Origin of the sequence: Tistlia consotensis USBA 355, assembly GCF_900177295.1 — a bacterium.
GTDB lineage: Bacteria > Pseudomonadota > Alphaproteobacteria > Kiloniellales > DSM-21159 > Tistlia > Tistlia consotensis.
Window position 1 is genome coordinate 228,721 of record NZ_FWZX01000004.1, and the last position, 24,870, is coordinate 253,590.

General features: G+C 71.7%; 21 protein-coding genes. 6 read left to right on the top strand and 15 right to left on the bottom strand.

Annotated features, from left to right (window positions below; translation table 11 throughout):
* Positions 1 to 98: 98 nt before the first annotated feature.
* The 3 genes from B9O00_RS07900 (at position 99) to B9O00_RS07910 (ending at position 3,286) form a co-directional block, all read left to right on the top strand.
* Entirely contained in the window at positions 99 to 914 is an 816-nt protein-coding gene (locus tag B9O00_RS07900) for an MBL fold metallo-hydrolase (RefSeq protein ID WP_085121921.1), read from the top strand.
* Positions 915 to 938: 24 nt separating this feature from the next.
* Complete coding sequence (locus B9O00_RS07905) at positions 939 to 1,787, top strand: class I SAM-dependent methyltransferase (RefSeq protein ID WP_085121922.1); 849 nt, start codon at positions 939 to 941, stop codon at positions 1,785 to 1,787.
* Positions 1,788 to 1,909: 122 nt separating this feature from the next.
* Entirely contained in the window at positions 1,910 to 3,286 is a 1,377-nt protein-coding gene (locus B9O00_RS07910; RefSeq protein ID WP_085121923.1) for an adenylate/guanylate cyclase domain-containing protein, read from the top strand.
* Between the two features lie 7 nt (positions 3,287 to 3,293).
* Here B9O00_RS07910 and B9O00_RS07915 read toward each other — a convergent pair whose 3' ends face one another.
* The 9 genes from B9O00_RS07915 to B9O00_RS07955 form a co-directional block, all read right to left on the bottom strand.
* Positions 3,294 to 3,758 (bottom strand): tellurite resistance TerB family protein, encoded by a 465-nt coding sequence (locus B9O00_RS07915; RefSeq protein WP_085121924.1) that lies wholly within the window; start codon positions 3,756 to 3,758, stop codon positions 3,294 to 3,296.
* A 52-nt stretch (positions 3,759 to 3,810) separates the two neighbouring features.
* Positions 3,811 to 4,989 (bottom strand): ABC transporter permease, encoded by a 1,179-nt coding sequence (locus tag B9O00_RS07920; RefSeq protein WP_235017065.1) that lies wholly within the window; start codon positions 4,987 to 4,989, stop codon positions 3,811 to 3,813.
* Positions 4,986 to 5,984 carry an ABC transporter permease gene (locus tag B9O00_RS07925; RefSeq protein ID WP_085121925.1) on the bottom strand — a complete coding sequence of 333 codons (999 nt, stop codon included), beginning with the start codon at positions 5,982 to 5,984 and terminating at the stop codon, positions 4,986 to 4,988. The genes B9O00_RS07920 and B9O00_RS07925 overlap by 4 nt, the downstream gene beginning before the upstream one ends.
* Positions 5,984 to 7,897, bottom strand: a complete 1,914-nt coding sequence (locus B9O00_RS07930) for an ABC transporter ATP-binding protein (RefSeq protein ID WP_085121926.1) — start codon at positions 7,895 to 7,897, stop codon at positions 5,984 to 5,986. The genes B9O00_RS07925 and B9O00_RS07930 overlap by 1 nt, the downstream gene beginning before the upstream one ends.
* Positions 7,898 to 7,905: 8 nt before the next feature.
* Positions 7,906 to 8,457 (bottom strand): PH domain-containing protein, encoded by a 552-nt coding sequence (locus B9O00_RS07935; RefSeq protein WP_085121927.1) that lies wholly within the window; start codon positions 8,455 to 8,457, stop codon positions 7,906 to 7,908.
* Entirely contained in the window at positions 8,454 to 9,659 is a 1,206-nt protein-coding gene (locus B9O00_RS07940) for a glycosyltransferase family protein (RefSeq protein WP_085121928.1), read from the bottom strand. The genes B9O00_RS07935 and B9O00_RS07940 overlap by 4 nt, the downstream gene beginning before the upstream one ends.
* The gene (locus tag B9O00_RS07945) at positions 9,656 to 10,801 is read right to left on the bottom strand and encodes a glycosyltransferase family 4 protein (RefSeq protein WP_235017066.1); all 1,146 of its coding nucleotides are present in this window, start codon (positions 10,799 to 10,801) and stop codon (positions 9,656 to 9,658) included. The genes B9O00_RS07940 and B9O00_RS07945 overlap by 4 nt, the downstream gene beginning before the upstream one ends.
* Complete coding sequence (locus B9O00_RS07950; protein WP_085121929.1) at positions 10,798 to 12,051, bottom strand: glycosyltransferase family 4 protein; 1,254 nt, start codon at positions 12,049 to 12,051, stop codon at positions 10,798 to 10,800. Before B9O00_RS07950 ends, B9O00_RS07945 begins: the two co-directional genes overlap by 4 nt.
* A 74-nt stretch (positions 12,052 to 12,125) precedes the next feature.
* A complete protein-coding gene (locus tag B9O00_RS07955; RefSeq protein ID WP_085121930.1) occupies positions 12,126 to 13,343 on the bottom strand; it encodes a glycosyltransferase family protein in 1,218 nt (405 codons plus the stop codon).
* 167 nt (positions 13,344 to 13,510) lie between these two features.
* Between B9O00_RS07955 and B9O00_RS07960 the strand changes: the two genes are divergently transcribed.
* Positions 13,511 to 16,225: an ABC transporter ATP-binding protein/permease gene (locus B9O00_RS07960; RefSeq protein WP_085121931.1), complete on the top strand. Its 2,715-nt coding sequence runs from the start codon at positions 13,511 to 13,513 to the stop codon at positions 16,223 to 16,225.
* A gap of 49 nt (positions 16,226 to 16,274) precedes the next feature.
* On the top strand, positions 16,275 to 16,718 hold the full coding sequence (locus tag B9O00_RS07965; RefSeq protein ID WP_085121932.1) for a cyclic nucleotide-binding domain-containing protein: 444 nt from the start codon (positions 16,275 to 16,277) through the stop codon (positions 16,716 to 16,718).
* 20 nt (positions 16,719 to 16,738) lie between these two features.
* Here the strand turns inward: B9O00_RS07965 and xth are convergent, their stop codons facing one another.
* The 6 genes from xth to B9O00_RS07995 all read right to left on the bottom strand — a co-directional run bounded on the left by xth (position 16,739) and on the right by B9O00_RS07995 (position 24,006).
* The gene (xth, locus tag B9O00_RS07970) at positions 16,739 to 17,524 is read right to left on the bottom strand and encodes an exodeoxyribonuclease III (protein ID WP_085121933.1); all 786 of its coding nucleotides are present in this window, start codon (positions 17,522 to 17,524) and stop codon (positions 16,739 to 16,741) included.
* 342 nt (positions 17,525 to 17,866) lie between these two features.
* Positions 17,867 to 18,655 (bottom strand): gamma-glutamyl-gamma-aminobutyrate hydrolase family protein, encoded by a 789-nt coding sequence (locus tag B9O00_RS07975; protein WP_085121934.1) that lies wholly within the window; start codon positions 18,653 to 18,655, stop codon positions 17,867 to 17,869.
* A 151-nt stretch (positions 18,656 to 18,806) separates the two neighbouring features.
* The gene (locus B9O00_RS07980; RefSeq protein WP_159460144.1) at positions 18,807 to 19,484 is read right to left on the bottom strand and encodes an outer membrane lipoprotein carrier protein LolA; all 678 of its coding nucleotides are present in this window, start codon (positions 19,482 to 19,484) and stop codon (positions 18,807 to 18,809) included.
* 100 nt (positions 19,485 to 19,584) lie between these two features.
* Positions 19,585 to 22,020, bottom strand: a complete 2,436-nt coding sequence (locus B9O00_RS07985; RefSeq protein ID WP_085121936.1) for a DNA translocase FtsK — start codon at positions 22,018 to 22,020, stop codon at positions 19,585 to 19,587.
* 25 nt (positions 22,021 to 22,045) lie between these two features.
* On the bottom strand, positions 22,046 to 23,293 hold the full coding sequence (locus B9O00_RS07990) for an aminotransferase class I/II-fold pyridoxal phosphate-dependent enzyme (RefSeq protein WP_085121937.1): 1,248 nt from the start codon (positions 23,291 to 23,293) through the stop codon (positions 22,046 to 22,048).
* A 203-nt stretch (positions 23,294 to 23,496) separates the two neighbouring features.
* On the bottom strand, positions 23,497 to 24,006 hold the full coding sequence (locus B9O00_RS07995; RefSeq protein ID WP_085121938.1) for a c-type cytochrome: 510 nt from the start codon (positions 24,004 to 24,006) through the stop codon (positions 23,497 to 23,499).
* A gap of 158 nt (positions 24,007 to 24,164) precedes the next feature.
* On the opposite strand from B9O00_RS07995, the gene B9O00_RS08000 reads away from it, so the two are divergent.
* Positions 24,165 to 24,785, top strand: a complete 621-nt coding sequence (locus tag B9O00_RS08000) for a glutathione S-transferase family protein (protein ID WP_085121939.1) — start codon at positions 24,165 to 24,167, stop codon at positions 24,783 to 24,785.
* Positions 24,786 to 24,870: the final 85 nt, after the last annotated feature.

Genomic DNA, 24,870 nt, shown 5'->3' on the forward strand with positions numbered 1-24,870 from the left:
CCCGGACCCGCGCTTGGTCGGCCGCCCTCCATCGCCTACATAGAGAGCGTCATGTCACAGTCCGAGGACGGCCGTTGACGGGCGGAACGGATTTCTCCGTGACCTTCTGGGGGGTGCGCGGCTCGATTGCCTGCCCGGGGCCGGACTACAGCCGCTATGGCGGCAACACCTCCTGTCTCGAGGTGCGCTGCGGCGGCCAGCTGCTGATCTTCGACGCCGGCACCGGCCTGCGTCCGCTCGGCCAGCGCCTGGTCAACGACTGCGGGCCGGAAGGCCTCGACTTCGACATCTTCCTGACCCACACGCACATCGACCACATCGCCGGGGTGCCGTTCTTCGCCCCGCTGTTCGACAAGCGCAACCGGATCCGCTTCCACGCCGGCCACCTCGAGGGCGGCGTCGACCTGCATCACGTCCTCTGCAAGTTCATGTCCGCGCCGCTGTTCCCGGTGCCGCCGGCGATCTTCGCCGCCGACTGCAGCTTTCTCGACTTCGAGTGCGGCGAAACCTTGACGCCGCGGCCGGGCGTGACCCTGAAGACCGCCGCGCTCAACCACCCGAACGGCGCCTGCGGCTACCGCATCGAGTACGGCGGCCGCTCGATCTGCTACCTGACCGACACCGAGCATGTCGAGGGCGAGCGCGACTCCCGCATCCTGCGCCTGGCCGAGGGCACGGACCTGATCATCTACGACTCGAGCTACACGGACGCGGAATTCCCGCGCTACCGCGGCTGGGGCCATTCGACCTGGCAGGAGGGCGTGCGGCTGGCCGAGGCGACCGGTGCCCGCCTCGCGATCTTCCACCATGATCCCTCTCACGACGACGCCTTCATGGGCCAGGTCGCCGAGCAGGCCGAGGCCGCCCGCCCGGGCACCGTGGTCGCGCGCGAGGGCATGACGCTCTCGCCGTGAGCCGCGCCCGATGAGCCGCGCCCGATGAGCCGGGGCCTGCGCCGGCGCCTGGCGCTCGGCCTGCCGACCCTGCTCGGACTCGCGCGGCGCGGCTTCTTCCTGCCGCACCGCTATGCCGAAAGCTGGCCGCCGCGGGTCCGCGCGAACGCCTATCCCGAGCTCGCCGAGCGCTTCCAGGCTGCCGAGCCGGCGCTGCTCGCCCTGCTCGAAGGCGTCGAGCGATACGGCGAGGCCCTGCGGGCGATCGGCGACGCGCCGCCGCCGGAGCCGCGCTGGCGCCAGAGCTGGTTCCCCCGGCTCGACGCCGCCGCGGCCTACGTCCTGCTGCGCGAGCGCAGGCCGCCCCGCCTGGTCGAGGTCGGCTCCGGCCACTCGACGCGCTTCTTCCGGCGCGCCGCCCGCGACGGCGGCTTCGGACTGGCGCTGACGGCGATCGATCCGGCGCCGCGCGCCGACGTCGCCGGCCTGCCGATCACCCTGCATCGCGCGCTGCTGCAGCAGGTCGGCCCGGCGCCCTTCGAGGGGCTGCGGGCCGGCGACGCCGTCTCGATCGACTCCAGCCACCTGCTGGTGCCGGGCAGCGACGTCGACCTCTTCTTCGGCCGGGTGCTGCCGCGCCTGCCGATCGGCTGCCTGCTGCAGATCCACGACATCTTCCTGCCCGACGACTACCCGGAGAGCTGGGACTGGCGCGGCTACAACGAGCAGCAGGTCCTGCCGCCGTTGCTGGAAAGCGGCGATTGGGCGATCCTCTGGTCGAGCCGCTGGGCTTCGACCCGGCTCGCCGAGGCGGTGGCCCGTGGCGTCGCCGGGAGCCTGCCGCTGATGCCGGGCGCGCTCGAGACCAGCCTGTGGCTCGAACGGGTCGGCTGAGGAGCCGGGCCGGCGCGCGCCCGGGAGCGCTCGGAGCCATCACGCGCTTCTGATCCGCCCGTGTCCGCGAATGCGGCTATGGCTTTCGTCCTGCTCCTTCTCCAGGAAGGGAGGCGGTTGCGATGGTTTCCAGAGAGCTGAGCCCGGCCCGGACCTGGCGCCTGCCCCGGCGGATCTTCGCCCGGGACGTCGAGCGCCTGCGGCTGCCGCAGCGCGTCCGGGCGGCGATCCAGACCCAGGAGGACCGGACCGAGCGCCTGATCGGCTGGCTGCAGCTCGGCATCGTGCTGCTGTTCGGCACGCTCTACGCCATCTCGCCGAAGACCGCGCCGCACAGCATGCAGATCCAGCCGGTGCCGATCGCCCTCGGCATCTACCTGACGCTGACCCTGGTTCGCATCGCCTGGGCCTATGCCGGCCGCCTGCCGAACTGGGCCGTCGCCCTGTCGTCGGTCGTCGACATGGCCCTGCTGATGGCGCTGATCTGGTGGTTCCACATCCAGTACAGCCAGCCGCCCTCGTTCTACCTGAAGGCGCCGACGCTGCTCTACGTCTTCATCTTCATCTCGCTGCGCGCCCTGCGCTTCGATGCCCGTTTCGTCGTCTGGTCGGGCCTGGTCGCGGCGGTCGGCTGGCTGCTGATGGTCGCCTACGTGATCTATGCGGACCCGCACGACTCGATGATCACGCGCAACTACGTCGAGTACCTGACCTCGAACTCGATCCTGATCGGCGCCGAGTTCGACAAGATCATCTCGATCCTGGTCGTCTCGATCGTCCTCGGCGTCGCCCTGACCCGCGGTCGCAACCTGCTGGTCCGATCGGTCAGCGAGGGCATGGCGGCGCAGGAGCTGTCGCGCTTCTTCGCGCCGCAGATCGCCCAGCGCATCAAGGGCGCCGAGCAGGCGATCGAGGCCGGCAGCGCCGAGGTCTGCGACGCGGCGATCCTCAATCTCGACCTGCGCGGCTTCACCCGCCTCGCCGAGACCGAATCGCCCCAGGCGGTCCTGGCGCTGCTCGGCGAGTACCAGGCCCTGGTCGTGCCGATCGTCCAGGCCCACGGCGGCTCGATCGACAAGTACCTGGGCGACGGGATCATGGCCTCGTTCGGCGCGACCCAGCAGAGCGCGGCCTATGCCGCCGAGGCGCTGGCGGCGCTCGAGGCGGTGATCGCGGAGGCCGAGCGCTGGCGCGGCGAGCGCGAGGCCGCCGGCCGGCCGGCGCCCCGGGTCAACGGCGCCGTCGCGACCGGGCCGGTGCTGTTCGGCGCGGTCGGCACCGACAAGCGGCTCGAGATCACGGTGATCGGCGATGCGGTCAACCTCTCGGCCAAGCTCGAGAAGCACAACAAGCGGGTCGGCAGCCTGGCGCTGGCTACGGCCGAGGCCTACGAGCTGGCCTGCAGCCAGGGCTTCGAGCGGCGCCCGGCGCACCGGCCGCTGCCCGGCGAGGCGGTCGCCGGCGTCGGCCAGCCGGTCGACCTCGTGCAGCTCTCCTGACCGAAGGTCAGTCGAAGCGTCCGACGCGGACCTGCTCCTCGCCGATGACCTGCCCGGGATCGAGGCCGAGCAGGCCGCAGAGGCGCTTGAACTCGCGGATCTCGTCGGGATGGTCGACGCCGTCGGCGCCGAGCACCAGGTAGGCGGCGCGCAGCAGCGTGCGGGCGTGCTTGTAGCGGCCCTGGAAGCGCTCGACCTTGCGATAGAGCACCCGGCGCGCGCGCGGCGCCTCGCGGGGATCGGCGAGGGCCTGGCGGTAGAGCTCGAACAGCTCCAGGGCCTTGGCGGTATCGAGCTCGCGCAGGATCGGCAGGCGGTCGAAGGCCTGGCGCACCGTCGCCTGCTCGGCCAGGTCGACCTCGCCGTCGGCCTCGGCGACCAGCAGGCAGGCGGCCATGGTGGCTTTCAGGAACTCCTTGTCGCGGAAGCGGCGCAGCTCACCCTGGAGCTTGGCCAGAAGGCCCGGTTGCATCGAATGGCTTTTCCGTAGGCTGCGCCGGAACCGGCGGGGAGAGGCACCTTCCTTATTTGTAGGGGTCGGCGGCGTCGCGCAATCCGTCGCCGAGGAAATTGAAGGCGAGCACGACCAGCACGACCGGCACGCCGGGCAGCAGCAGCCAGGGATAGACGTTGATCACCGAGCTTGACTGCGCCTCGGTCAGCAGCACGCCCCAGGAGGTGACCGGGGGCCTGAGGCCGAGGCCGAGGAAGGAGAGCGCGGTCTCGGCCAGGATGATCGAGGGGATCGACAGGGTCGCCGAGGCGATCAGGTGGCTGGTGAAGCTCGGCAGCAGGTGCCGGCCGATGATCCGCGCCGGCTTGGCGCCCATCAGCTGGGCCGCCGTCGTGAAGTCCTCCTCGCGCAGGGAGAACAGCTTGGAGCGTACCGCCCGCGCCAGGCCCGGCCACTCCAGGAAGGCCAGGATGATGGTCAGGCCGAAGAACACGCCGACCGGCGACCAGGTGACCGGCAGGATCGCCGAGAGCGTCATGAACAGCGGGATCTCCGGGAACGAGCGGATGATCTCGATGGAGCGCGTCACGACGTTGTCGACCCAGCCGCCGTAGTAGCCGGCGAGGCCGCCGATGACCACGCCGAGCGCGAAGGACAGGGTGATGCCGATCAGGCCGATGGTCAGGGAGATGCGGGCGCCGTAGATGATCCGGCTCAGCACGTCGCGGCCCAGCCGGTCGGTGCCGAGCGGGAAGAACTGGCCGCCCTCGGCCGGGCAGACCAGGTGGAAGTCGGCCGTGAACAGGCCCCAGAATTCGTACTCGTCGCCGGAGCAGAAGTAGCGCAGCGGCTGCACCTTGTCGTGATTCGAGGTGTAGATGCGCTGCAGGGTGTTCATGTCGAGCGTCCGGTCGTAGCCGTAGACGAAGGGCCCGACGAAACGGCCGTCGTGGAACAGGTGGATCGCCTGGGGCGGCGCGTAGATGAAGCCGGTGTGGCGGCTGTGCAGGTTGTAGGGCGCCTGGATCTCGGCGAAGAGGACGAAGGAGTAGAAGAGGACCAGCACGGCGAGCGACACCAGGGCCAGGCGGTGGCGCCTGAACTTCCACCACATGATCGTCCACTGGCCGGCCAGGTAGTAGCGCTCCTGCTCCGGCGTCATCGCCTCGTGCTCGTGGGGATCGAAGGGCGCCTCGTCGACCCAGTGGTCGAGCGGCTCGCCGCCGGGCTTGCGCGCCTGATCGGTCACTTGGTCGCCCCCCCGGTCAGCCGGATCCGCGGGTCGAGCATCGCCAGGGCGACGTCCGAGACATAGACGCCGATCACGACGAGCAGCGACTGGAACATCAGGAACGAGCCGGCGAGATACATGTCCTGGCTCTGCAGGGCGCTGACCAGCATCTGGCCCGTGGTGTTGAGGTCGAGCACCACCGAGATCACCGCCGCGCCCGAGATCACCTGGGGCAGCAGGTTGCCGATGTCCGCGATGAAGGGGTTGATCGCGAGACGCAGCGGATACTTGAACAGCAGCTTGAGCGGCGGCACGCCCTTGGCCCGGGCGGTCACCACGTACTGCTTCTCCAGCTCGTCGAGCAGGTTGGCGCGCAGCCGGCGGATCATCGCGGCGGTGCCCGCCGTGCCGATCACCACCACCGGCACCCAGAGGTGTTCCAGCACCGAGCCGGCCTTGCCCCAGGACCAGGGCTTGTTGATGTAGTGCGGGTCCATCAGGCCGCCGATCGAGGTGCCGAACCACTGGTAGGCGAGGTGCAGCAGGATCAGGCCGAGCAGGAAGTTCGGCGTGGCGAGGCCGAGCAGGCCGATGAACGAAAGGGAATAGTCGCCGAAGGAGTACTGCCTGACCGCGGTGTAGACGCCGATCGGGAAGGCGACCAGGTAGGTGAAGACGATCGAGGCCGCCGCGACCACCACGGTCAGCAGCAGGCGGTCGCCGACGACCTCGGTGACCGGCAGGCGGTATTCGAAGGAATAGCCGAGGTCGCCGTGCACCAGGCCCCAGGCCCAGTGCGCGTACTGCTCCATGAAGGGCTTGTCGAGGCCGTACTGCTCGCGCAGGAAGGCGATCTTCGAGGGATCCACCGCCTCGCCCTGGGCCTGCAGCTCGGCGATGTAGGTCTCCAGGTAGTCGCCGGGCGGCAGCTGGATGATCACGAAGATGATGAAGGAGATCACGGCCAGGGTCGGAATCATGATCAGCAGGCGCCGCAGGGTGTAGGCCAGCATCAGATTGCCCGCCTCATGCGGCTCTCCAGGGCGCCGGCCTCGGGGTCGAAGCGGACGTAGTGGCCCTCGCCGACGTCGATCAGCCTCGGCCGGGTCCGCCCGTCGGTCGTGAAGGGCGCCGGCCAGGCCGCCGGCTCCGACGCGCGGCCCTCCATCAGCGCCGTGAGGTCGAGGGGGTGCGCCAGGTTCGGCTCGGGCACCGCGGCCAGCAGCGCCTGGGTGTAGGGATGGATCGGCTCCTTGAACAGCAGCTGCTTGGGCGCCAGCTCGACCAGCCGGCCGCGGCACATCACGGCGATCCGGTCGGCGATGTAGTCGACGACCGCCAGGTTGTGGCTGATGAACAGGTAGGTCAGCCCCAGCTCGTCGCGCAGGTCCCTCAGCAGGTTGAGGATCTGCGCCTGGATCGAGACGTCGAGCGCCGAGACCGGCTCGTCGCAGATCAGCAGCTCGGGCCGCAGCGCGAGCGCCCGGGCGATGCCGATGCGCTGGCGCTGGCCGCCCGAGAAGGAGTGCGGGTAGCGCTTCAGGTGGCGCACGTCGAGGCCGACCAGGCGCATCAGCTCCTTGGCCAGCTCGGCGCGGCTGGAGTCGTCGCCGATGCCGTGGATGACCAGCGGCTCGCTGAGGATCTCGAAGACCGTCATGCGGGGGTTCAGCGAGCTGTAGGGATCCTGGAAGACGAACTGCATGCGCTTGCGGAAGTCGATGAGCGCGCTGCCCTCGAGCGCCAGCACGTCGGTCTCCCGGCCGCCCTCGCGGAACAGGATGCGGCCGGAATCGGGCGTCAGCGCGCGCATGATCATCTTCGAGACGGTGGTCTTGCCGCAGCCCGATTCGCCGACCAGGCCGAGGCACTCGCCGCGCCGGATCGCGAAGCTGACGCCGTCGACCGCCAGCACGCGGTCCGCGCTCTTGGCCGCGCTCCAGCCCGACTTGCGGATCACGAACTCCTTGTGCAGGTCCTCGACCTCGAGCAGCGGCGCCTCGGCCGGCGAGTCGTCCTGCTGCGCCTTCCAGTGGCGCAGCAGCTCGCTGTCGGAGTCGGTCTGGATCTCGCGCAGCGGCACCAAGCGCTCGCCGGGCGCCATGTCGAAGCGCGGGACGGCGTGGAGCAGGGCCTTGAGGTAGGGATGACGCGGGTCGCGGAAGATGTCCTCGACGGGCCCGCGTTCCATGACCCGGCCGCGGTACATGACCACGACCTCCTCGGCCATGTTGGCGACGACGCCGAGATCGTGGGTGATCAGCAGGATCGCCATGCCGAGCTCGGCCTGCAGGTCCTTGAGCAGCTTCAGGATCTGCGCCTGGATGGTGACGTCGAGCGCGGTCGTCGGCTCGTCGGCGATCAGCAGCGCCGGGCGGCAGATCAGTGCCATGGCGATGACCGCGCGCTGGCGCAGGCCGCCCGACAGCTCGAAGGGATAGGTCCTGAGCGCCCGCTTCGGATCGGGGAAGCCGACCAGGCCGAGCATCTCCTCGACCAGCTCGTCGGCCTGGCGGCCGTGGATGTTGCGGTGCAGCTCGAGCGCCTCGCCGATCTGGTTGCCGATCGTGTGGACCGGGGACAGCGAGGTCATCGGCTCCTGGAAGACGATCGACAGGCGCGCGCCGCGCAGCTTGCGCATCGCCCGCGAATTGCGGTCCAGGGCCGCGATGTCGACGACCTGCCCCTGCTCCTGCGGGTCGGCGAAGAGGATGCGGCCGCCGGTGATCCGGGCGCTTTTCGGCAGGATGCCCAGGATCGCCTGGCTGACCACCGACTTGCCGGAGCCCGATTCGCCGACCAGCGCCACGGTCGAGCCGGGACGGACCCTGAAGGAGATGCCGCGCACCGCCCGCAGCTGGCCCTCGGGCAGGCGGAAGCCGACCTCCAGGTCCTCGACGCTCAACAGTTCCTGCACCCCCGCCATTCCCCCCGTCACAGCTCGAAGTCGGGATCCGCGAGCGGCCGCGGCGTCTCGCCGTCGGCATCGATGCCGATCGCCAGGAAGTTGCCGGCGGTCGCCGGGTCCAGCGAGACGCCGTTGTGCCGCGCGGCCCGGCTCGACCACCAGGCGATGTCCCGGAAGCCGGAGATCGAGGACTCGAACCTCATTCGCTTGGCCGGGCCGTAGAGGGTCAGCTCCAGGAAGCCGCCGTTCTTGCTCTTGCGCTGGCGATGGCTGCCGAAGTAGCGCAGGCGCAGGCCCTCGAGCTCGCTCCAGGCCAGGGTGCGCGTCGCGGTGGGCGTGCGGGTGAAGATGCCGTCTTCGTTCACCGCGACCTCCGTCATGTGCTGGCGCAGCGTCCTCAGGCCGAACAGCCCGAAGGCCAGGGCCAGGCCGCCGAAGATCAGGCCCATGACCCAGGTCACCTTGTCGGAGGCCAGCAGGATCGCGAGCCCGAAGGCGACGCCGACACCGGCCCGCAGATAGTCGCCGACCAGCCGGTTCGGCGGGTAGCGGTAGAAGACCGTTGCCGCTTCCGTCATCCCTCCTCCACGCCAGCAGCGGCTCGAACTATAGCAGCCCTCCTCGCCACGATCTCTGCAGAGTGGCGTGCGCCGTCGAGATTTATCGCGGCACGCGGCGGCGGCCGCAAGGCGGCGGATTCGGCCGCCCGGGCAAGGGCCCCGGGCGAGAGCCGCGCCTCCTCCAGCACGCTCAGCCAGCCGCGTGCGGCAAAGCGCGCGGCCCGCGCCGCCTGCTCGGTTTCGCCGGCTTCGGCGTAAGGCACGACCAGGCAGCGCGCGCCGGCGGCCAGACTCTCCAGCAGGGTGTTGACCCCGGCCTGGCTGATCGACAGGCGGCAGCGGCCGAGCAGCGCCGGGAAATCGGGGCGCGCCGGCTCGACCGTGACGCCGCGACCGCCGGCGGCCAGCAGCCGCCGCCGGCCGGGCTCGGGCAGGTTGGGCCCGAGCAACAGGCGCCAGGGCAGGCTGCCGAGGGTCGGGCAGAGCGGCCGGGCGGCCAGCGCCGTCTCCAGCAGGGCGAGCCCGAAGGCGCCGCCGCCGGCCGAGACCAGCACCTCGTCGCGCCCGGCCGCCGGGTCGCGCCTGGCCGCCTCGGCGGCGGCGGTGACGACATAGCCGGTGTAGTGCAGCCGCCCGCCCAGCTCGGCCGCGAAGGGGAAGCCCTCGTCGAAGGTCAGGACGGCCGGGTCGCCGTGGACCAGCACGGCGTCGTAGGGCGCCGCGGCCGCCAGCATCCAGCGCAGCTTCTCCGGCGGCTTGGCGACCAGCAGGTCGCGCACGGAGGCGAGCAGCGCCGGCCTCGGCCGGCGGGCCAGCGCGGCGGCGATCAGGGCCTCGGCCTCGGCTTTCAGGCTGCGCCGGCCGAAGGGGTACATCTCGGTCATCACGACCGCCGGCGCGGCGGCCTCGAGGGCGGCGAGCAGCCGGCGCCGGCGCTCGGCGAGGAGCGCCGCATCGGCCTCGCGTCCGGCCTCGTCGACGAGCCGGCTGAAGCTGGCGTCCGGGCTGGCGAGCGGCGGCAGCTGGACCAGCGCGATGCCGTCGAGCGCCAGGTCCGGCACCGGCCGGCCGCCGGAGACCAGGGTGACGGCGAGGCCGCGGTCGCGGCAGGCGCCGGCGATCGCCACGGCCCGGCGCAGGTGGCCGATGCCGTAGAGGTGGGTGACCCAGATCAGCAGGCCGCCCGGCACCGGGCGGGACCCGGGGGCCGGCGCCGTCACGGCACCAGCTCGCGCAGGATCGCGTCGAGCCGCCGGCTCGCGGCCGGCAGGTCGTGGCGCGCGGCGACCCGGGCCTCGGCGGCCGCGCCCATGCGGCGGCGCAGCGCCGGGTCGTCGAGCAGGCGGGCCAGGTCGGCGGCGAAGGTCTCCGGGTCGTCGCGGCCGGTCAGCAGCCCGGTCTCGCCGTCCGAGACGACCGCCGAGACGCCGATGCCGCGGCCGGCGACGACCGGCCGGCCTGCCGCCTGGGCCTCGAGCAGGGCCATGCCGTAGGCCTCGTCGATCGCCGGCCAGGCCAGCAGGTCGCAGCTGGCGTAGGCGGCGGCCAGGGCCTCGCCCTCCAGCGCGCCGGCCAGATGGCAGCGGCCGGCGAGCGGCGCCAGGGCCGCCTCGACCTCGCCCCGGGCCGCGCCGTCGCCGACGACCAGCAGCCGCCAGTCGCGGCCGGCGAGCCGTTCCAGGGCCGCAACGAGCAGGCGGTAGGAGGCGAGCTTGGCGCCCGGCCGCATCATGCCGACGGCCAGGATCCAGGGCAGGGCGGGATCGAGCGCCGGCCAGCGGCCGCGCTCCGGGCGGGCTGCGCGCAGCGGCGCGGCATCGAGGAAGGGCGGCAGGTCACGCAGCTTGGCGCGGTCCGGCAGGCAGGCCGCGTTGGCCGGGTTGAGCGGGATCACTGCCGCCGCCAGGGCCAGGGCCGCCAGGGTGCCGCGGTAGCCGATGTCCCAGGGCCCGTCGGCCCGCTTCGGGGCGACCGAGGCCTCGGCGACCAGATAGGGAATGCCGAGCCGGGCCGCCGCCGTCGGCCCGACCCAGTCGGGCGCCTTGTAGTAGAGGTGATAGGTGAACCAGAGATCGGGCCGCGGCCGGACGCGGGCGGCGTAGCGGGTGCCGAGCCGGGCACCGAGCGCTCGCAGCCGGGCCTGGCGGGCCGGGTCGCCGGCCGGATCGCGGCTGCGCAGCCGGCAGGCCAGCTCGACCTCGTGGCCGGCCAGCGCGAGCGCCTGGACCAGGCGCCGAGCCATGGTCCGGTCGCCCGAGGGCACCGGGTCGTCGGGCGGCTTCAGCGGCGCGTAGAAGGCGATGCGCAGCGGGCGGCCCCGCGGACGGTCCCGGCGCCCGTCGCTGTCGCCGGCCGCCGTCACTGGGCGGCCAGCGCCGCCGGCGCCGCCAGGCGCTCGACCAGCCGCGCCACGTTGGCCTGGAAGTCGAAGTCCCGGCGCACCCGCTCGGCGCCGGCGCGGCCGAGTCGCGCGCGCGCCTGCGGATCGGCGATCAGCTCGGCCAGGGCGCCGGCGAGCGCCGCGGGGTCGCCCGGCGGCACCAGCCGGCCGGTCCGGCCCTCGACGATCAGCTCGGGAATCGCCGAGAAGCGGGTCGAGAGGCAGGCCAGACCCTGGCTCTGCGCTTCCATCAGCACGTTGGGCAGGCCGTCGCGGTCGCCGTCGCCGGCCTCGCGCGACGCCAGCACGAAGAGGTCGGCGGCGCGGTAGGCGGCGATCACCTCCTCCTGGGCGCGCGGGCCGAGCCACTCGATGCGCCCGGCGAGCCCGAGCGCCTCGGCCCGCTGCTTCAGGCTGGCTGCCAGGGCGCCGCCGCCGATGTGGGTGAGGCGCCAGGACAGCGTCGCCGGCAGCCGGGCCAGGGCCTCCAGCAGGTCGTCGTAGCCCTTCTTCTCGACCGCCCGGCCGACCGAGAGCAGGCGGACCGGATCGGCTGCATCGCCGCCGTCGCGGGCCGCCCGCCCGTCCGGGGGCGGGGCGGGCGGCGGCGGGAAGCGCGACAGATCGAGGCCGTGGTAGAGCAGGGCGACCTTGTCCGGCGGGGCGGCGAGCCCGGCGAGATGGGCCCGGCCGACCTCGGTGCAGGTCACCAGCCAGTCGAGCTCGGCCAGCTTCTCCCGCTTCTCCCACTCCGGCGTCGTCCAGATGTCGCGGGCGTGGGCCGAGGCCGACCAGGGCAGGCCGCGCATCAGGGCCGCGTAGCGCGCGACCGAGCCGGGGGTGTGCAGGAAGTGGACGTAGAGCCGCTCGGTCTCGGCCGGCAGCTCGGCGGCGGCGACGCAGGCCTGGCCGAAGCGGCGCAGGCGGTTCGCCGTCGGCTCGCGCAGGAGGTCGCGCAGGAAGCGGCCGAGCGCCCGGCGGTAGCCGGGCAGGCGGCGCGCGCGCCACCAGCCGCGCAGCACCCGCGCCGGCGCCTCGTGCAGGTATTCGGGCAGGTAGCGCAGCGGCGCCGTGATCTCCCGGTGGACCGGATGCACGGCCGGGTCGGTCGGCCGGCGCAGCGAAACGATCTCGAGATCGACGCCGGCGCGCTGCAGCGCCAGGATCTCCTGGGCGATGAAGGTCTCGGAAAGGCGCGGGTAGCCCTTCAGCAGGACGGCGAGGCGCGGCATGGCGAGGCTGGTGTGCGGCCGGCCGGCGGCGACGTCAAGTCCCGGGCCGGCGGGCAGTCAGGGCAGGTGGCCGGTCAGGGCAGGCGGGCGGCGAGCGGCGGCCGGTTGCGGCCCTGGGCGATGCGATGCCGTGCCAGCCGGACCACCGACTTGCGGCCGTCGAGCAGCCCCGGCACGACGCGCTCGGAGGGCCGCGGCTGCTGGGCCAGGTTGCGCAGCGCCGTCGCCATGGTCTGGGCGTCGCGGCGGCCGTCGTCGGCCAGCATGCGCACGAGGCCGAGTTCCTGGGCGCGCGCCGCGCGCATCAGCTGCTCGCGCCGCGGCTCCTGGCGCGGCACAATGATCGCCCGCTTGTCGAACGACAGCACCTCGCAGAAGGTGTTGTAGCCGCCCATCGCAACGACCCCGACGGCGCGCTCCATCAGGCTCTCCAGGTGCGCCGAGAAGGTGATCGCCTCGACCCGCTCCAGGTGGTTGACCCGCCGCTGGAAGTCCTGCTGCAGCTCGGAGCCCATGAAAGGGCCCATGACGATCAGCGCGGGATAGGGGATGCGCTGGTTGCTCTCGTAGGCGCGCAGCACCCAGTCGACGATCTGCTCGCCGTCGCCGCCGCCGCCGACCGTGACCAGGATGTAGGGCCCGTCGATCTTCTCGAGCTGCACCTCCGGGGCGTGCTCGGAGATGGCGCGCCGCAGGTAGCCGGTGTAGCTGACCCGCTTGCGCACGCTGCCGGGCACCGGCAGGCCGTCCAGCGGGTCGCAGATCTGCGGCAGGCCGTAGACCCAGATGTCGTCGTAGTAGGCGTCGAGCGCCGGCAGGGCGTTCTTGCGCGCCCACTCGCTGGCCAGCAGCTCCGGGTCGTCCATGACGTCGCGCAGGCCCAGCACGCAGGGCACGCCGCGCTCGCGCATCAGCTCCAGGGTCGGCTCGACCTCGCCGCGCAGGCCCAGCGGCTCCTTGTCGACCAGCAGCAGGTCCGGATCGAAGATGTCGGCGGTGTGCTTGATGATCGAGCTGCGCAGCGCCAGCGTCTGCTCGACGTCGAGCGGCAGCTTGAGCGAGACGTAGTCGCCGTCGCGCAGCTTGATGACGCCCGGGATGCGCACGAAGTCGACGCGGCTCTGGAAGTCGAAGCTGCCGATGATCGGCGAGCCGGAGAGGATCAGCACCGAGAGGTCGCGCTCGGCCTCGACCAGGGCATGGGCGATCTCGCGGCAGCGCCGCAGGTGGCCGAGGCCGAAGGAATCGTGGCTGTAGACGAGAATACGCGCGCCGTCGCGGCCGTCGGTCATGGCTCGGAATCCCCTCAGGCTCCGCGTCGGCGTTTCCACAGCCGACTATGCCACAAGCTCCACGCCCTGCCAAAGCGCGAGTTGGCGGCCGCCTTGCGGCAGGCTAAGCTCCGCGAGCCCGCAGGCCGCAAGTGCCCGGCCGCAACCGCGGGCGCCGCAGGGGGCCGATGGAGCCGAACCTTTTCAAATACATCTGGCGGCACAGCAAGCGCGACCAGGCGGCGATCCTGCTGCTCGTGCTGGTGTCGTTGCCCTTCTACTTCGCCTCGCTGAACCTGCCGAAGCAGATCGTCAACGTCGGCATCCAGGGCAAGGGCTTCGCCGGCCCGGCGGACACCCAGGTCATGGGCAAGCTGTTCCTGCCGCTCGGCGACGTCCTGTTCGGCCATCCGGTGCTGCTGTTCGGGGGCCTGCGCTTCGACCAGGTCGAGACGCTGCTGATCCTGTCCTTCGCGTTCCTCGGCCTGGTCTGCGTCAACGGCGCCTTCAAGTTCGTGATCAACACGGCCAAGGGGCGGCTCGGCGAGCGCATGCTCCGGCGCCTGCGCTTCGAGCTGTCCGACCGCCTGCTGCGCTTCCGGCTCGGTCAGCTGCGGCGCATGAAGGGGCCGGAAGTGGCGACCATGATCAAGGACGAGGTGGAGCCGCTCGGCGGCTTCATCGGCGACGCCTTCGTCACCCCGGCCTTCCTCGGCGGCCAGGCGATCACCGCCATGGTCTTCATCATGTCGCAGTCGCTGTGGCTCGGCCTGATCGCCGGCGGCATCGTGCTGCTGCAGGCGCTGCTGATCCCGCGCCTGCGCATCCCGATCCTGCGCCTCGGCAAGCAGCGCCAGCTGACCGCGCGCCAGCTCGCCGGCCGGGTCGGCGAGGTCATGGACGGCGCCGTCGAGATCCATGCCAACGACGGCTCGAACTGGGAGCGTGCCGAGCTGACCAGCCGCCTCGGCCAGATCTTCCACATCCGGTTCGAGATCTACCAGCGCAAGTTCTTCGTCAAGTTCCTCAACAACTTCCTGAGCCAACTGACGCCTTTCATCTTCTATGCCGGCGGCGGCCTGCTGGCGATCTACGGCCAGCTCGACATCGGCTCGCTGGTCGCGGTCATCGCCGCCTACAAGGACCTGCCGGGGCCGATCCGCGACCTGATCAACTGGGAGCAGCAGCGCCAGGACGTCCAGATCAAGTACGACCAGGTCATCGAGCAGTTCCAGCCGACCGATATCCTGGAGCCGGCAAAGCAGGACCCCGACGCCGAGGTCCGGCCGCTCGACGGCATGCTCTCGGCCTCGAGCCTGACCCTGATCGACGACAACAACCAGCGCCAGGTCGACGGCGTCTCGTTCGAGCTGCCGCTCGACCGCCATATCGCGCTGGTCGGCGATGCGATCAGCGGCAAGGACCACCTGGCCATGCTGCTGGCCGGGCTCGCTCCGCCGAGCGGCGGCAAGGTGAGGATCGGCGAGCAGGACCTCCAGGACCTGCCGGAGGCGGTCCTCGGCCGGCGGATCGGCTACGTCGACCCCGCGGCCTACCTCTTCTCGACCAGCCTGCGCGACAACCTGCTCTACGGCCTGCGGCACCGGCCGCTGCGCGAGGCGGAGCAGGACGGCAAGGCGATCGAGGCCTGGAAGGCGGCGCTCGCCGAGAGTCTCAGGGCCGGCAACTCGCCGTTCCACCTGGAGGCGGACTGGACCGACTACGAGGCGGCCGGCTGCACCGGCCCGGACGACCTGCTGGCGCGCGTCCTCGAGGTGCTGGACGTCGTCGACCTCGGCGAGGACGTCTACCGCTTCGGCCTCAACGGCTCGATCGACCCTGCGGCCCAGCCCGACGTCGCCGGGCGGCTGCTCGAGGCGCGCAACGCCCTGACCCGACGGCTCGCCGAGCAGAGCCGCGAGGACCTGGTCGTGCGCTTCGACGCCGAGCAGTACAACGCCAACGCCTCTCTGGCCGAGAACCTGCTGTTCGGCACGCCGAAGCGCGCCGACTACGAGGCCGAGGCGCTGATCGACAACGCCCTGGTCGGCGGCGCCCTGCAGCAGGCCGGGCTGCAGGAGCTGCTCGGCGAGAAGGGCCTGGCGATCGCCCGCACGATGGTCGAGATCTTCGCCGACCTGCCGCCGGGCCACCCCTTCTTCGAGCAGTTCTCCTTCATCGACGCCGACGACCTGCCGGAGTTCCGCCAGCTCGTTACGCGAGCGGAACAACGTGGCGTGGAGCAGCTGCCGGCCGAGGACCGGCGCCGGATCAAGGCGCTGCCGTTCCGCTACATCGAGGCGCGGCACCGCCTGGGGCTGGTCGACGACGTCTTCGAGACCCGCGTGCTCGAGGCGCGCCGCCTGATCGCCGAGGCGGTGCGCCGGCGCGATCCGACAGCCGTCGAGTTCTACGATGCCGAGGCCTACAACTCGGCAGCCTCGATCCTCGACAACGTGCTGTTCGGCCGCCTGGTCTACGGCCAGGCAGGCGCCGAGGAGGCGGTCGGCGCCGCGGTCCGCGAGACCCTGGACGAGCTCGACCTCAAGCCATCGGTCTGCGCCATCGGCCTCGACTTCGAGGTTGGCGTCGGCGGCAAGCGCCTGTCGGCGACCCAGCGCCAGAAGACGGCACTGGCCCGCGCGCTGCTGAAGCGCCCGGACCTGCTGGTCGTCAACCAGGCGACCGCGGTGATGGACGGCGCGACGCGGGCCCGCCTGGTCGAGAACGTGCTGCGCGCCCGCGAGGGCCGCGGGGTCGCCTGGGCGATCGAGCGCGCAGCGCTGGCCGAGCGCTTCGAGCAGGTCCTGGTGCTGCGCAACGGCCGGCTGATCGACAACGGCGCCTTCGACGACCTCAGCGGTCGGAGCGAAGATCTGAAGATGTTGCTGGCGGCCGATTGATCGGCTGCGCGGGGCCCGGACGGCGGCTTGGGAAAAGGGGTTTTGGAGCATGAGCCTGGACCAGGAAGTGGCGACGCTGAAGCGGATCCCGCTGTTCGCCAACATCGACACGTCGCGGCTCAAGCTGATGGCCTTCGCCAGCCAGCGCATGATCTTCAAGGACGGCCAGGCGCTGTGCCAGCAGGGCGATCCGGGTGACGCCGCCTACATCGTCATCGAGGGCCGAGCCGACGTCCTGATCGATACGGCGGACGGCCCGCTGAAGGTCGCGACGCTCAGCAGCAACGACATCGTCGGCGAGATCGCCATCCTGATCGACGTGCCGCGCACCGCCACGGTCAAGGCGGCCGGCGAGGTCGTCACGCTCAAGATCACCAAGGACCTGTTCTTCCGCATGGTCAGCGACTTCCCCGAGATCGCCATCGAGGTCATGCGGGTGCTGGCGCACCGCCTGGAGAAGACCAACGAACAGCTGCGCGCGGCGCGCAGCTAACCGTTCTCTTACCGGAACGGTCAGCCGAGGTCGACGATCACCGGCACGTGGTCCGAGGGCCTCTCCCAGGTCCGGCTCTCCTTGAAGACCTCCAGGCCGCTGACCGCGGAAAGCGCGGATTCGCTGGCCAGGGCGTGATCCAGTCGCCAGCCGTAGTTCCGCTCGAAGGACTGCGGGAAGCGGTAGCCCCACCAGGTGTAGAGCGGTTCCGCCGGCGGAACGAAATGGCGGCCGAGATCGGTCAGACGGCCGGCCTCCAGCAGGGTCGCGATCTTTTGCGACTCCCCGGGCGTGTGGCCGACGCTGCGCAGCAGCTTCTTGTGGTTCCACACGTCGGTCTCCAGGGGCGCCACGTTGAGATCCCCGAAGATCAGGCACTTGCGACCCTTGGCCTCGACCCTGGACCAGCTCGCCATCTCGTCCAGGAACTGCAGCTTGTGGGCGAACTTGTCATTCTGTTCCGGATCCGGAATGGGTCCGCCGGACGGCACGTAGAAGCAGTGCACCTCGAGATCGCCCGCGACGACCGCGCTGACGTGGCGCTTGTCGTCGCGCTCGCACCAGATCCGGTGATCGACCGCGCGGAACGGCTGCTTCGCGAGGATCGCCACGCCGTTGTAGGATTTCTGGCCGCGGCGCTGCTGGTGCGGATAGCCGAGCTCGGCTAGTTCCGTCTCGGGGAACAGGCTGTCGTCGACCTTGGTCTCCTGCAGGCAGATCACGTCGGGCGCGCGGGCCGCGACGAAGCGCGCCAGATGATCGATACGCTGGCGCAACGAATTCACGTTCCAGGTCGCGATGCGCAAGGCGTCCCCCCTCCTTCTGCTTTCCCGGCGGCGGCGCAGGCTACCCGGCGCGGGGCCGAGCCGGAAGCCGCGGGACGAAGAGGGAAGGGCAAAAAAAAGGAACGCCCGGTCGGGGGGCAGCCGGGCGTTCCTCGCTCCTCGGAGCGCGTGGGACCTGTCAGGGGATCCAGGTTTGCTCCCACGTTCTTGCAGGACCGTTGCAGTCCCGCCTTGTGAACCTGAGATAAGCAGCCCTGGGCCGCGCGCAATCCCTGCGGCAGGCGGACGCACAAAGATTTAACCGAATTGTCCCGGAGAACGGCTGGCGGGCTTCCCCGGCCCTTTGCGCGCGGCGGCCTGCAGCTATTCGGCGGCGCGGGCGTAGCGGCCCATGCGCTCGCGTGCCGCGGCGCCGAAAGCGCGGAAGATCGCCGTCGAGACCGGGTCTTCGAGGACCTTGTACTCCGGGTGCCACTGCACCCCGAGCGTGAAGGCCGTCGCGCCGGTCACGCTGACCGCCTCGATCGTGCCGTCGGGCGCGCGGCCCTCGACGCTCAGCCCCGGCGCCAGGCCGTCGATCGCCTGCCAGTGCAGGGAGTTGACCCGGATCTCGTCGCTGCCGGCGATCGCGGCCAGGCGCCCGGAGGGATCGAGCTTCACCGCATGGCGCTTGCCGTACTGGACGTCCAGCTCGTCGTGCTGCGGCCGGCGATGGTCCTGGCGGCCCTCGATCTCGTGGACCCGGGCGTGCAGCGTGCCGCCGAGGGCGACGTTGAGCTCCTGGTGGCCGCGGCAGATCGCGAAGAGCGGCAGGCCGGCCTCCAGCGCCGCCTCGATCAGCGGCAGCGTCGTCGCGTCGCGCGCCTCGTCGTGAGGCTCGTGCTCCGGCGTCGGCGCGTGGCCGTAGCGGCTCGGGTGGACGTTCGAGGGGCTGCCGGTCAGCACCAGCCCGTCGAGCCGCTCGACCAGGGCGCGCGGATCGACCAGCGCGCCGAGTGCCGGCACCACGAGCGGGATGCCCTCGCTGGCCGTCGCGACCGCGCGGACGTACTTGTCGCCGATGGTGTGATAGTCCTGCCCGCCCTGCGGCTTGACGCAGGCCGGCAGTCCGATCAGCGGCCTCGGGCCGCTGAAATGGGCGTTCGGGCTCATAGGCCCAGATGTAACCCGGCGCCCGGGCGGCGACAAGCGTGCCGGCCATGCGGTGGCCGCCCTGGCGCCCCTGCGCGGGCTGCAGGAGCCGCCGCTGCCGCGGCGTTCCTGGCCGAGCGCCGGCGCCCTGGTCGGGCGTGCCGACCGAGCCTCAGCGGTTGCTGCGCAGGTGCGAGGGGAAGCCGGGCAGCTTCTTCTCGTCGAACATGTCGGGGTCCAGCGTGACGCCGAAGCGCGGGTTCTGCAGCGCCACCTGGATCGAGACGCCGGCCGCGTCGACGATCTCCCAGCCGCGGAACGAGAAGGGCTGCTGGGCGAAGACGACGTTGACGGTGCCCTGGTCGGTCTTGTCCTTCTGGGCGAGGCGGACGACCAGCACCTCCTTGTTCTGCTTGACCCACAGCACGTCGAGGCCGCTGTCCTCGAAGGAGATGTGGTCGCGCAGCAGGAACCAGAGCGGCGTCTCGAAGGTCGGCAGCTGCCGCGCCTCCTTCAGCTCCCGGTCGAAATAGGTCAGCTCGTAGCCGTCGGCGATCATCACCACCGGGTTCGGCGCGTCGTACTCGAAGCGCATGTGGTTGGGCCGGTCGAGCGCGATGAAGCCGCCGGCCTCGGTGCCGTTGGAGGCGGTCTGCCGGAAGCGGCTGTACATCGTGTCGATGCCGTTCAGGTAGGCTTCGGCCCGGCGCAGGTCGGCCCGGTCGGCCTCGGTCAGGGGCGCGCTCAGGGACTGCGCGGCGGCCGGTGCGACGAGGCGCGGGCCCGTCGCCAGCAGTCCGTAACCGAGGGCGGCGATGCCGCCGCCGACCAGGAAATCACGTCTGTTCATTGCTGCAGGGTTCCTCGCTGACATTCCCCCCATATGGGAAGTGCCGCATCGAAAGCAGCCCGTCGATTATGGCAAGTCGGGGGCGGCAGGCGGCGAGCGATCACCGTTCGGGCAGCAGGACTTCGCGCTTGCCGACGTGGTTCGCCTCGCTGACAACGCCCTCGGCCTCCATTCGTTCAACCAGGCGGGCGGCCCGGTTGTAGCCGATCTGCAGCTGGCGCTGGATGAACGAGGTCGAAGCCTTGCGGTGCTGGGCGACCACGGCGACCGCCCGGTCGTAGAGGTCGTCGCCCGAGCCGCCTTCGCCGTCGTCGCCGAAGCCGAGGCCGCCGGCCTCCTCCTCGTCGCGCGTCACCTCCTCGATGTATTCCGGCTCGCCCTGGCGCTTCAGGTGGCCGACGATGCGCTCGACCTCCTGGTCGGAGACGAAGGGGCCGTGGATGCGCGCGATGCGCCCGCCGTGCGCCATGTAGAGCATGTCGCCCATGCCCAGCAGGTGCTCCGCCCCGGATTCGCCGAGGATCGTGCGGCTGTCGATGCGCGAGGTGACGTGGAAGGAGATGCGGGTCGGGAAGTTCGCCTTGATCGTGCCGGTGATGACGTCGACCGAGGGGCGCTGGGTCGCCATGATCAGGTGGATGCCGGCGGCCCGCGCCATCTGGGCGAGGCGCTGGATCGCGCCCTCGACCTCCTTGCCGGCGACCAGCATCAGGTCGGCCATCTCGTCGACGATGACGACGATGTAGGGCAGCGGCGTCAGGTCGAAGGGCTGCTCTTCGTGGATCGGCTGGCCGGTGTCGGGGTCGAAGCCGGTCTGGACCTTGCGGGTCGGCACCTCGCCGGTGCGCCGCGCCTCGTCGAGGCGGCCGTTGTAGCCCTCGATGTTGCGCACGCCGAGCAGCGACATCGAGCGGTAGCGCTGCTCCATCTCGCGGACCGCCCACTTGAGCGCGACCACGGCCTTCTTCGGCTCGGTGACGACCGGCGACAGCAGGTGCGGGATGCCGTCGTAGACCGAGAGCTCCAGCATCTTCGGGTCGACCATGATGAAGCGGCAGGCCTCCGGCGGCAGCCGGTAGAGCAGCGACAGGATCATGGCGTTGACCGAAACCGACTTGCCGGAGCCGGTGGTGCCGGCGACCAGCAGGTGCGGCATGCGCGCCAGGTCGACCATCTGCGGTGCGCCGCCGATGTCCTTGCCCAGGGCGAGCGGCAGCTTGAGCTTGCTCTCTTCGTAGTCGGCCGACGCCAGCAGCTCGCGCAGGTAGACGGTCTCGCGCTTGGCGTTCGGCAGCTCGATGCCGATCGTGCTCGAGCCCGGCACGACGGCGACGCGGACCGAGACGGCCGACATCGAGCGCGCGATGTCGTCGGCGAGGCCGACGACGCGGCTGGTCTTGGTGCCCGGCGCCGGCTCCAGCTCGTAGCGCGTGACCACCGGGCCGGGGCGCACCTTGACGATCTCGCCGCGCACGCCGAAGTCGGCCAGCACGCCCTCGAGCAGGCGGGCGTTCTTCTCCAGGCCGTCGCGGCTCTCGCGCGCGTCGGCGTTGTGCTTCGGCTCGGCGAGCAGCGACAGGGCCGGTGCCTCGTAGGCGCCGCCGAAGGCCAGCGAGCCCTGGGCCTCGGCCTTGTCGCGCTTGCCCGGCGCCGGCCGCTTGCGGCTCTCGACCCGCTCGGCGCGCGGCTCGACCGTCAGGGTCGGCTCGCCGCGCAGCGGCTTGCGGGCCGCCGGCGCCGGGCTGGCCGTCTCGGGCTCCGCCGGCGGCAGCTCGTCGTCCGGCTCCTCGTCGTCCGGCTCGCCGCCGGGCAGCAGGCTCGGCGCGCGGCGGCGCCGCGCCTTGACCGGGACCGCCGCGGCCGGGCTGCTGCGCCGCAGCTGGCGGCCGGCACTGGCCGCGCCGCGTCCGGCGTTCAGCCCGAGCCAGGCGAGGCCGCGGCCGATCGCCCGCCATTCCGGGCCGGTCAGCGCGACCGCGTAGAGCAGCAGCAGCAGCGCGGCGAGACCGGCGACCGCGGCGATCAGGCCGGTGGCCAGGCCGCTGAGCGCGCCGGCCTGGCCGAGCGCCAGCTCGCCGACGAAGCCGCCGAGCCCCGAGCGGAGCGACCAGGTGTCGGGCCGCGGCAGCGCTTCCAGCCCGACCGCGGCGAGCAGCCAGGAGGCGACGGCGGCGGCCAGCCGCAGGCCCCAGGACGGCAGGCCGCGGGCGCGCCACAGCCGCCAGGTCCAGGCGAAGGCGCAGATCGCGATCAGGAAGGCGGCGAGGCCGAGGCCTTGCAGGGCCAGATCGGCGATCTGGGCGCCGAAGGGGCCGAGCAGGTTGCGCGCCGCGGCGTCGGTCGCCCGGTTCAGGGAGGGGTCGCCCGGCGTATAGGTCAGGCAGGCCGCGACCAGCCCGGCACCGGTCGCGGCGAGCAGGCCGCCGAGCAGCTCGGCGCCGCGCCGGCGCAGGAACGCGCCGCTGCCGGGCGGCAGCAGGCGCCCGCCCGTCGGGCCGCCCCGGCCGCCTGATTCGATGCTCTCGCGCAGCGACATCCCCCTCCCGCCCCGCCTCCTCGCCCTAGCCGTCCAGCACCTCGACCAGGCGTTCCAGCGCCGGCACCGTCACGGTCTCGTCGAACACCATGGCGACGCGCAGGAAGCCCGCGGCCGGATTGGGCTGCAGGGTCGTGTCGGCGACCATGTAGCTGCCCGGCAGGGTGCGGATCCCGGCTTCCCGCCACAGCCTGACCGCCGCGGCCTCGTCGTCGCCGACCTGGAGCCAGAGGAAGAAGCCGCCGTCCGGCTTCGACCAGCCGAAGCGGCCGCCGATCGTCGCCTCGGCACGCTCGAAGAGGTTCGCGTAGAAGGCGCGGTTGACCGCGGCGTGGCCGTCGTCGTTCCACAGCGCCGCGCCGGCCTGCAGGACCGGCAGCGCGACCGAGGCGCCGCCGAAGCGGCAGAAGGCCTCGACGGCGTCGACCAGGCCGGGATCGCCGGCCAGAAAGCCGCAGCGCAGGCCGGCCGCGTTGGAGCGCTTCGACAGCGAGTGGAAGACCAGCAGGTTGTCGAGCGAGCCGGTCTCGAGGGCCGCCTGCAGGGCGCCGGCCGGCGGCTCGCCGAAGTAGATCTCCGCGTAGCACTCGTCGGCGGCCAGCAGGAAGCCGTGGCGCCGGGCGAGCGCCAGCAGCGCGCGCCAGCGCGGCAGGTCGGCGGCCGCGCCCTCCGGGTTCGAGGGCGCGCAGACGAAGGCGATCGCGGTGCGGTCCAGGATCGCCGGGTCGAGCGCGGCGAAGTCCGGCAGGAAGCCGGTCTCGCGGGTCGCCGGTACGAAGACCGGCTCGGCGCCGGCCGCGGCGGCGGCGCCGGCGTAGACGTGATAGCCCGGTGCCGGCAGCAGCACGCGGTCGCGGCCCTCGGCGGCGCCGAGGCTGAGCGCGGACAGGCCGGCGAAGAACAGGCCCTCGCGGCTGCCCGGGATCGGCAGCACGTGCCGCTCGCCCTCGATGAAGCCCTCGGGCAGGCCGTAGCGACGGGCCAGCCAGTCGACGGCGGCCTGCTGGTACTCCGGCGTCCCGCGGAACGGCGGATAGCTCGACCAGCCGTTCGGATAGGCGGCGATGGTCTCGGACAGCAGCGCCGGAGCCGGCTGCTGCGGGTCGCCGACGGCCAGGTTGATCGGCGTGCCGTCGGGCAGCGGTGAGCGGCCCGGCGCGATGCCGGCGAGCAGCCGGCCGAGCTTCAGGAACGGCTGGAAGGTCCGGGGATCCCGGCGCCTCGGCTCGTTGCGGAGCAGGGTCGGTGCCGCCGTGCCCGTCACTTGGCGCATTCCCTCGTCATGCTGGATCCTTGCGCAAGGCACCGAGCCGCCGCAACGCCAGGAAGCGTCGCAGCGGCCCGGGACAAATCGTGAATCATTCTAGGAAGAGATTCGCGCCGCAGCAAGTTGTAGCGGCCGAAAAAGCGCGAATCCCAATATTTTGGAGAACGAAGCTGGTACGTCGCTTCAGCGGATTGCCGGACGCCCCTCCGTCACTTCGGCATCACCGTGGCATAGTAAGGCAGAGGTGCCTTGGCGCCGGCCCCGACCGGTTCCGGTACCTGGTGCTTGACCGGCGCCAGGCTCTGCAGAAAGGCGATCACCGCCGCCATGTCGTCCGGCGTGAGCACGGAAAAGGCCTGCCAGGGCATGACCGGCGCCAGCTCGCGCCCGTCCGGGCGCACGCCGGTGCGCATCGCGGTCTCGATGTCCTTGGCGCTCCAATTGCCCAGGCCGGTCTCCTTGTCGCTCGTCAGATTGGGCGGGTAGAACACGCCGAGGCCGTCCATCTCGAAGCCGACCGTGGCGCCCGAGAGGGCCGCCGGGTGCGCCTGGGCGGAGGTCGGCATCGGCGTGTGGCAGCCGCCGCAGCCCATGATCTGCACCAGATAGGCACCGCGCTTGACGAGCGCCTGGTCGGCCCGGGCCGGCGCACCGGGCGACATCACCCCCACAAGGGCCGCCGCGAGCGTCAGCGACACCGCCTTCCACCATACTTTCATTCCTCTTGCTCCTCTGAAGCGTGACGGCGAGTCCCCCTCGCCGGTCGGGGAGACTAGTCGAAGCCATGTGCTCCGGTCATCGGCCTTGCGGGCTTCGCGCCTTGCCAGCCGGCGGGCCGGACCCGATGATCCCGGCCGGCAGCGAGGGAGGACACGCGATGCTCACGATCTGGGGCCGGAGCAACTCGATCAACGTGCAGAAGGTGATGTGGGCGGTCGGCGAGCTCGGCCTGGAGCACGAGCGGATCGACGTCGGCGGCGCCTTCGGCGGCCTCGACGGCGAGGCCTACGGCCGGCTCAACCCGAACCGGCGGGTGCCGACCCTGCAGGACGGCGACCTCACCCTCTGGGAGTCGAACGCCATCGTGCGCTATCTGGCCGAGGCCTACGGCGCCGCGCCCTTCTTTCCCGAGACGCTGCACGGGCGCGCGCTCGCCGGCCAGTGGATGGACTGGATGACGACGACGATCCTGCCGCCCATGACCACGGCCTTCTGGGGCCTGATCCGCACGCCGCCGGAGCGCCGCGACACGGCGGCGATCGAGCAGGCCCTGGCCGGCTGCGCCGCGGCTTTCGCCCTGCTCGACGCGCAGCTGGCGGGCCGCGCCTTCCTGCTCGGCGAGGCGCTCACCATGGGCGACCTGCCGGTCGGCTGCGCGACCTACCGCTGGTACGCGATGCCGATCGAGCGCCCGGCCCTGGCCAATCTCGAGGCCTACCACGGGCGCCTGCGCGCGCGGCCGGCCTTCGCCGAGCACGTCATGATCCCGCTCAGCTGAGCGGGGGCCGGGCAAAAAAAGGGCCCGGCAGGAGACCTGCCGGGCCGAGTCTGGCGGAGGATCGCCGTTGAAAAAGCTGTCGGGT

Excerpts from the sequence above, each read along its gene's own strand:
- B9O00_RS07905 (WP_085121922.1), top strand. The coding sequence starts at position 939 with ATGAGCCGGGGCCTGCGCCGGCGCCTGGCGCTCGGCCTGCCGACCCTG.
- B9O00_RS07910 (WP_085121923.1), top strand. The coding sequence starts at position 1,910 with ATGGTTTCCAGAGAGCTGAGCCCGGCCCGGACCTGGCGCCTGCCCCGG.
- B9O00_RS07915 (WP_085121924.1), bottom strand. The coding sequence starts at position 3,758 with ATGCAACCGGGCCTTCTGGCCAAGCTCCAGGGTGAGCTGCGCCGCTTC.
- B9O00_RS07925 (WP_085121925.1), bottom strand. The coding sequence starts at position 5,984 with ATGCTGGCCTACACCCTGCGGCGCCTGCTGATCATGATTCCGACCCTG.
- B9O00_RS07930 (WP_085121926.1), bottom strand. The coding sequence starts at position 7,897 with ATGGCGGGGGTGCAGGAACTGTTGAGCGTCGAGGACCTGGAGGTCGGC.
- B9O00_RS07935 (WP_085121927.1), bottom strand. The coding sequence starts at position 8,457 with ATGACGGAAGCGGCAACGGTCTTCTACCGCTACCCGCCGAACCGGCTG.
- B9O00_RS07950 (WP_085121929.1), bottom strand. The coding sequence starts at position 12,051 with ATGCCGCGCCTCGCCGTCCTGCTGAAGGGCTACCCGCGCCTTTCCGAG.
- B9O00_RS07955 (WP_085121930.1), bottom strand. The coding sequence starts at position 13,343 with ATGACCGACGGCCGCGACGGCGCGCGTATTCTCGTCTACAGCCACGAT.
- B9O00_RS07960 (WP_085121931.1), top strand. The coding sequence starts at position 13,511 with ATGGAGCCGAACCTTTTCAAATACATCTGGCGGCACAGCAAGCGCGAC.
- B9O00_RS07965 (WP_085121932.1), top strand. The coding sequence starts at position 16,275 with ATGAGCCTGGACCAGGAAGTGGCGACGCTGAAGCGGATCCCGCTGTTC.
- B9O00_RS07975 (WP_085121934.1), bottom strand. The coding sequence starts at position 18,655 with ATGAGCCCGAACGCCCATTTCAGCGGCCCGAGGCCGCTGATCGGACTG.
- B9O00_RS07980 (WP_159460144.1), bottom strand. The coding sequence starts at position 19,484 with ATGAACAGACGTGATTTCCTGGTCGGCGGCGGCATCGCCGCCCTCGGT.
- B9O00_RS07985 (WP_085121936.1), bottom strand. The coding sequence starts at position 22,020 with ATGTCGCTGCGCGAGAGCATCGAATCAGGCGGCCGGGGCGGCCCGACG.
- B9O00_RS07990 (WP_085121937.1), bottom strand. The coding sequence starts at position 23,293 with ATGCGCCAAGTGACGGGCACGGCGGCACCGACCCTGCTCCGCAACGAG.
- B9O00_RS07995 (WP_085121938.1), bottom strand. The coding sequence starts at position 24,006 with ATGAAAGTATGGTGGAAGGCGGTGTCGCTGACGCTCGCGGCGGCCCTT.
- B9O00_RS08000 (WP_085121939.1), top strand. The coding sequence starts at position 24,165 with ATGCTCACGATCTGGGGCCGGAGCAACTCGATCAACGTGCAGAAGGTG.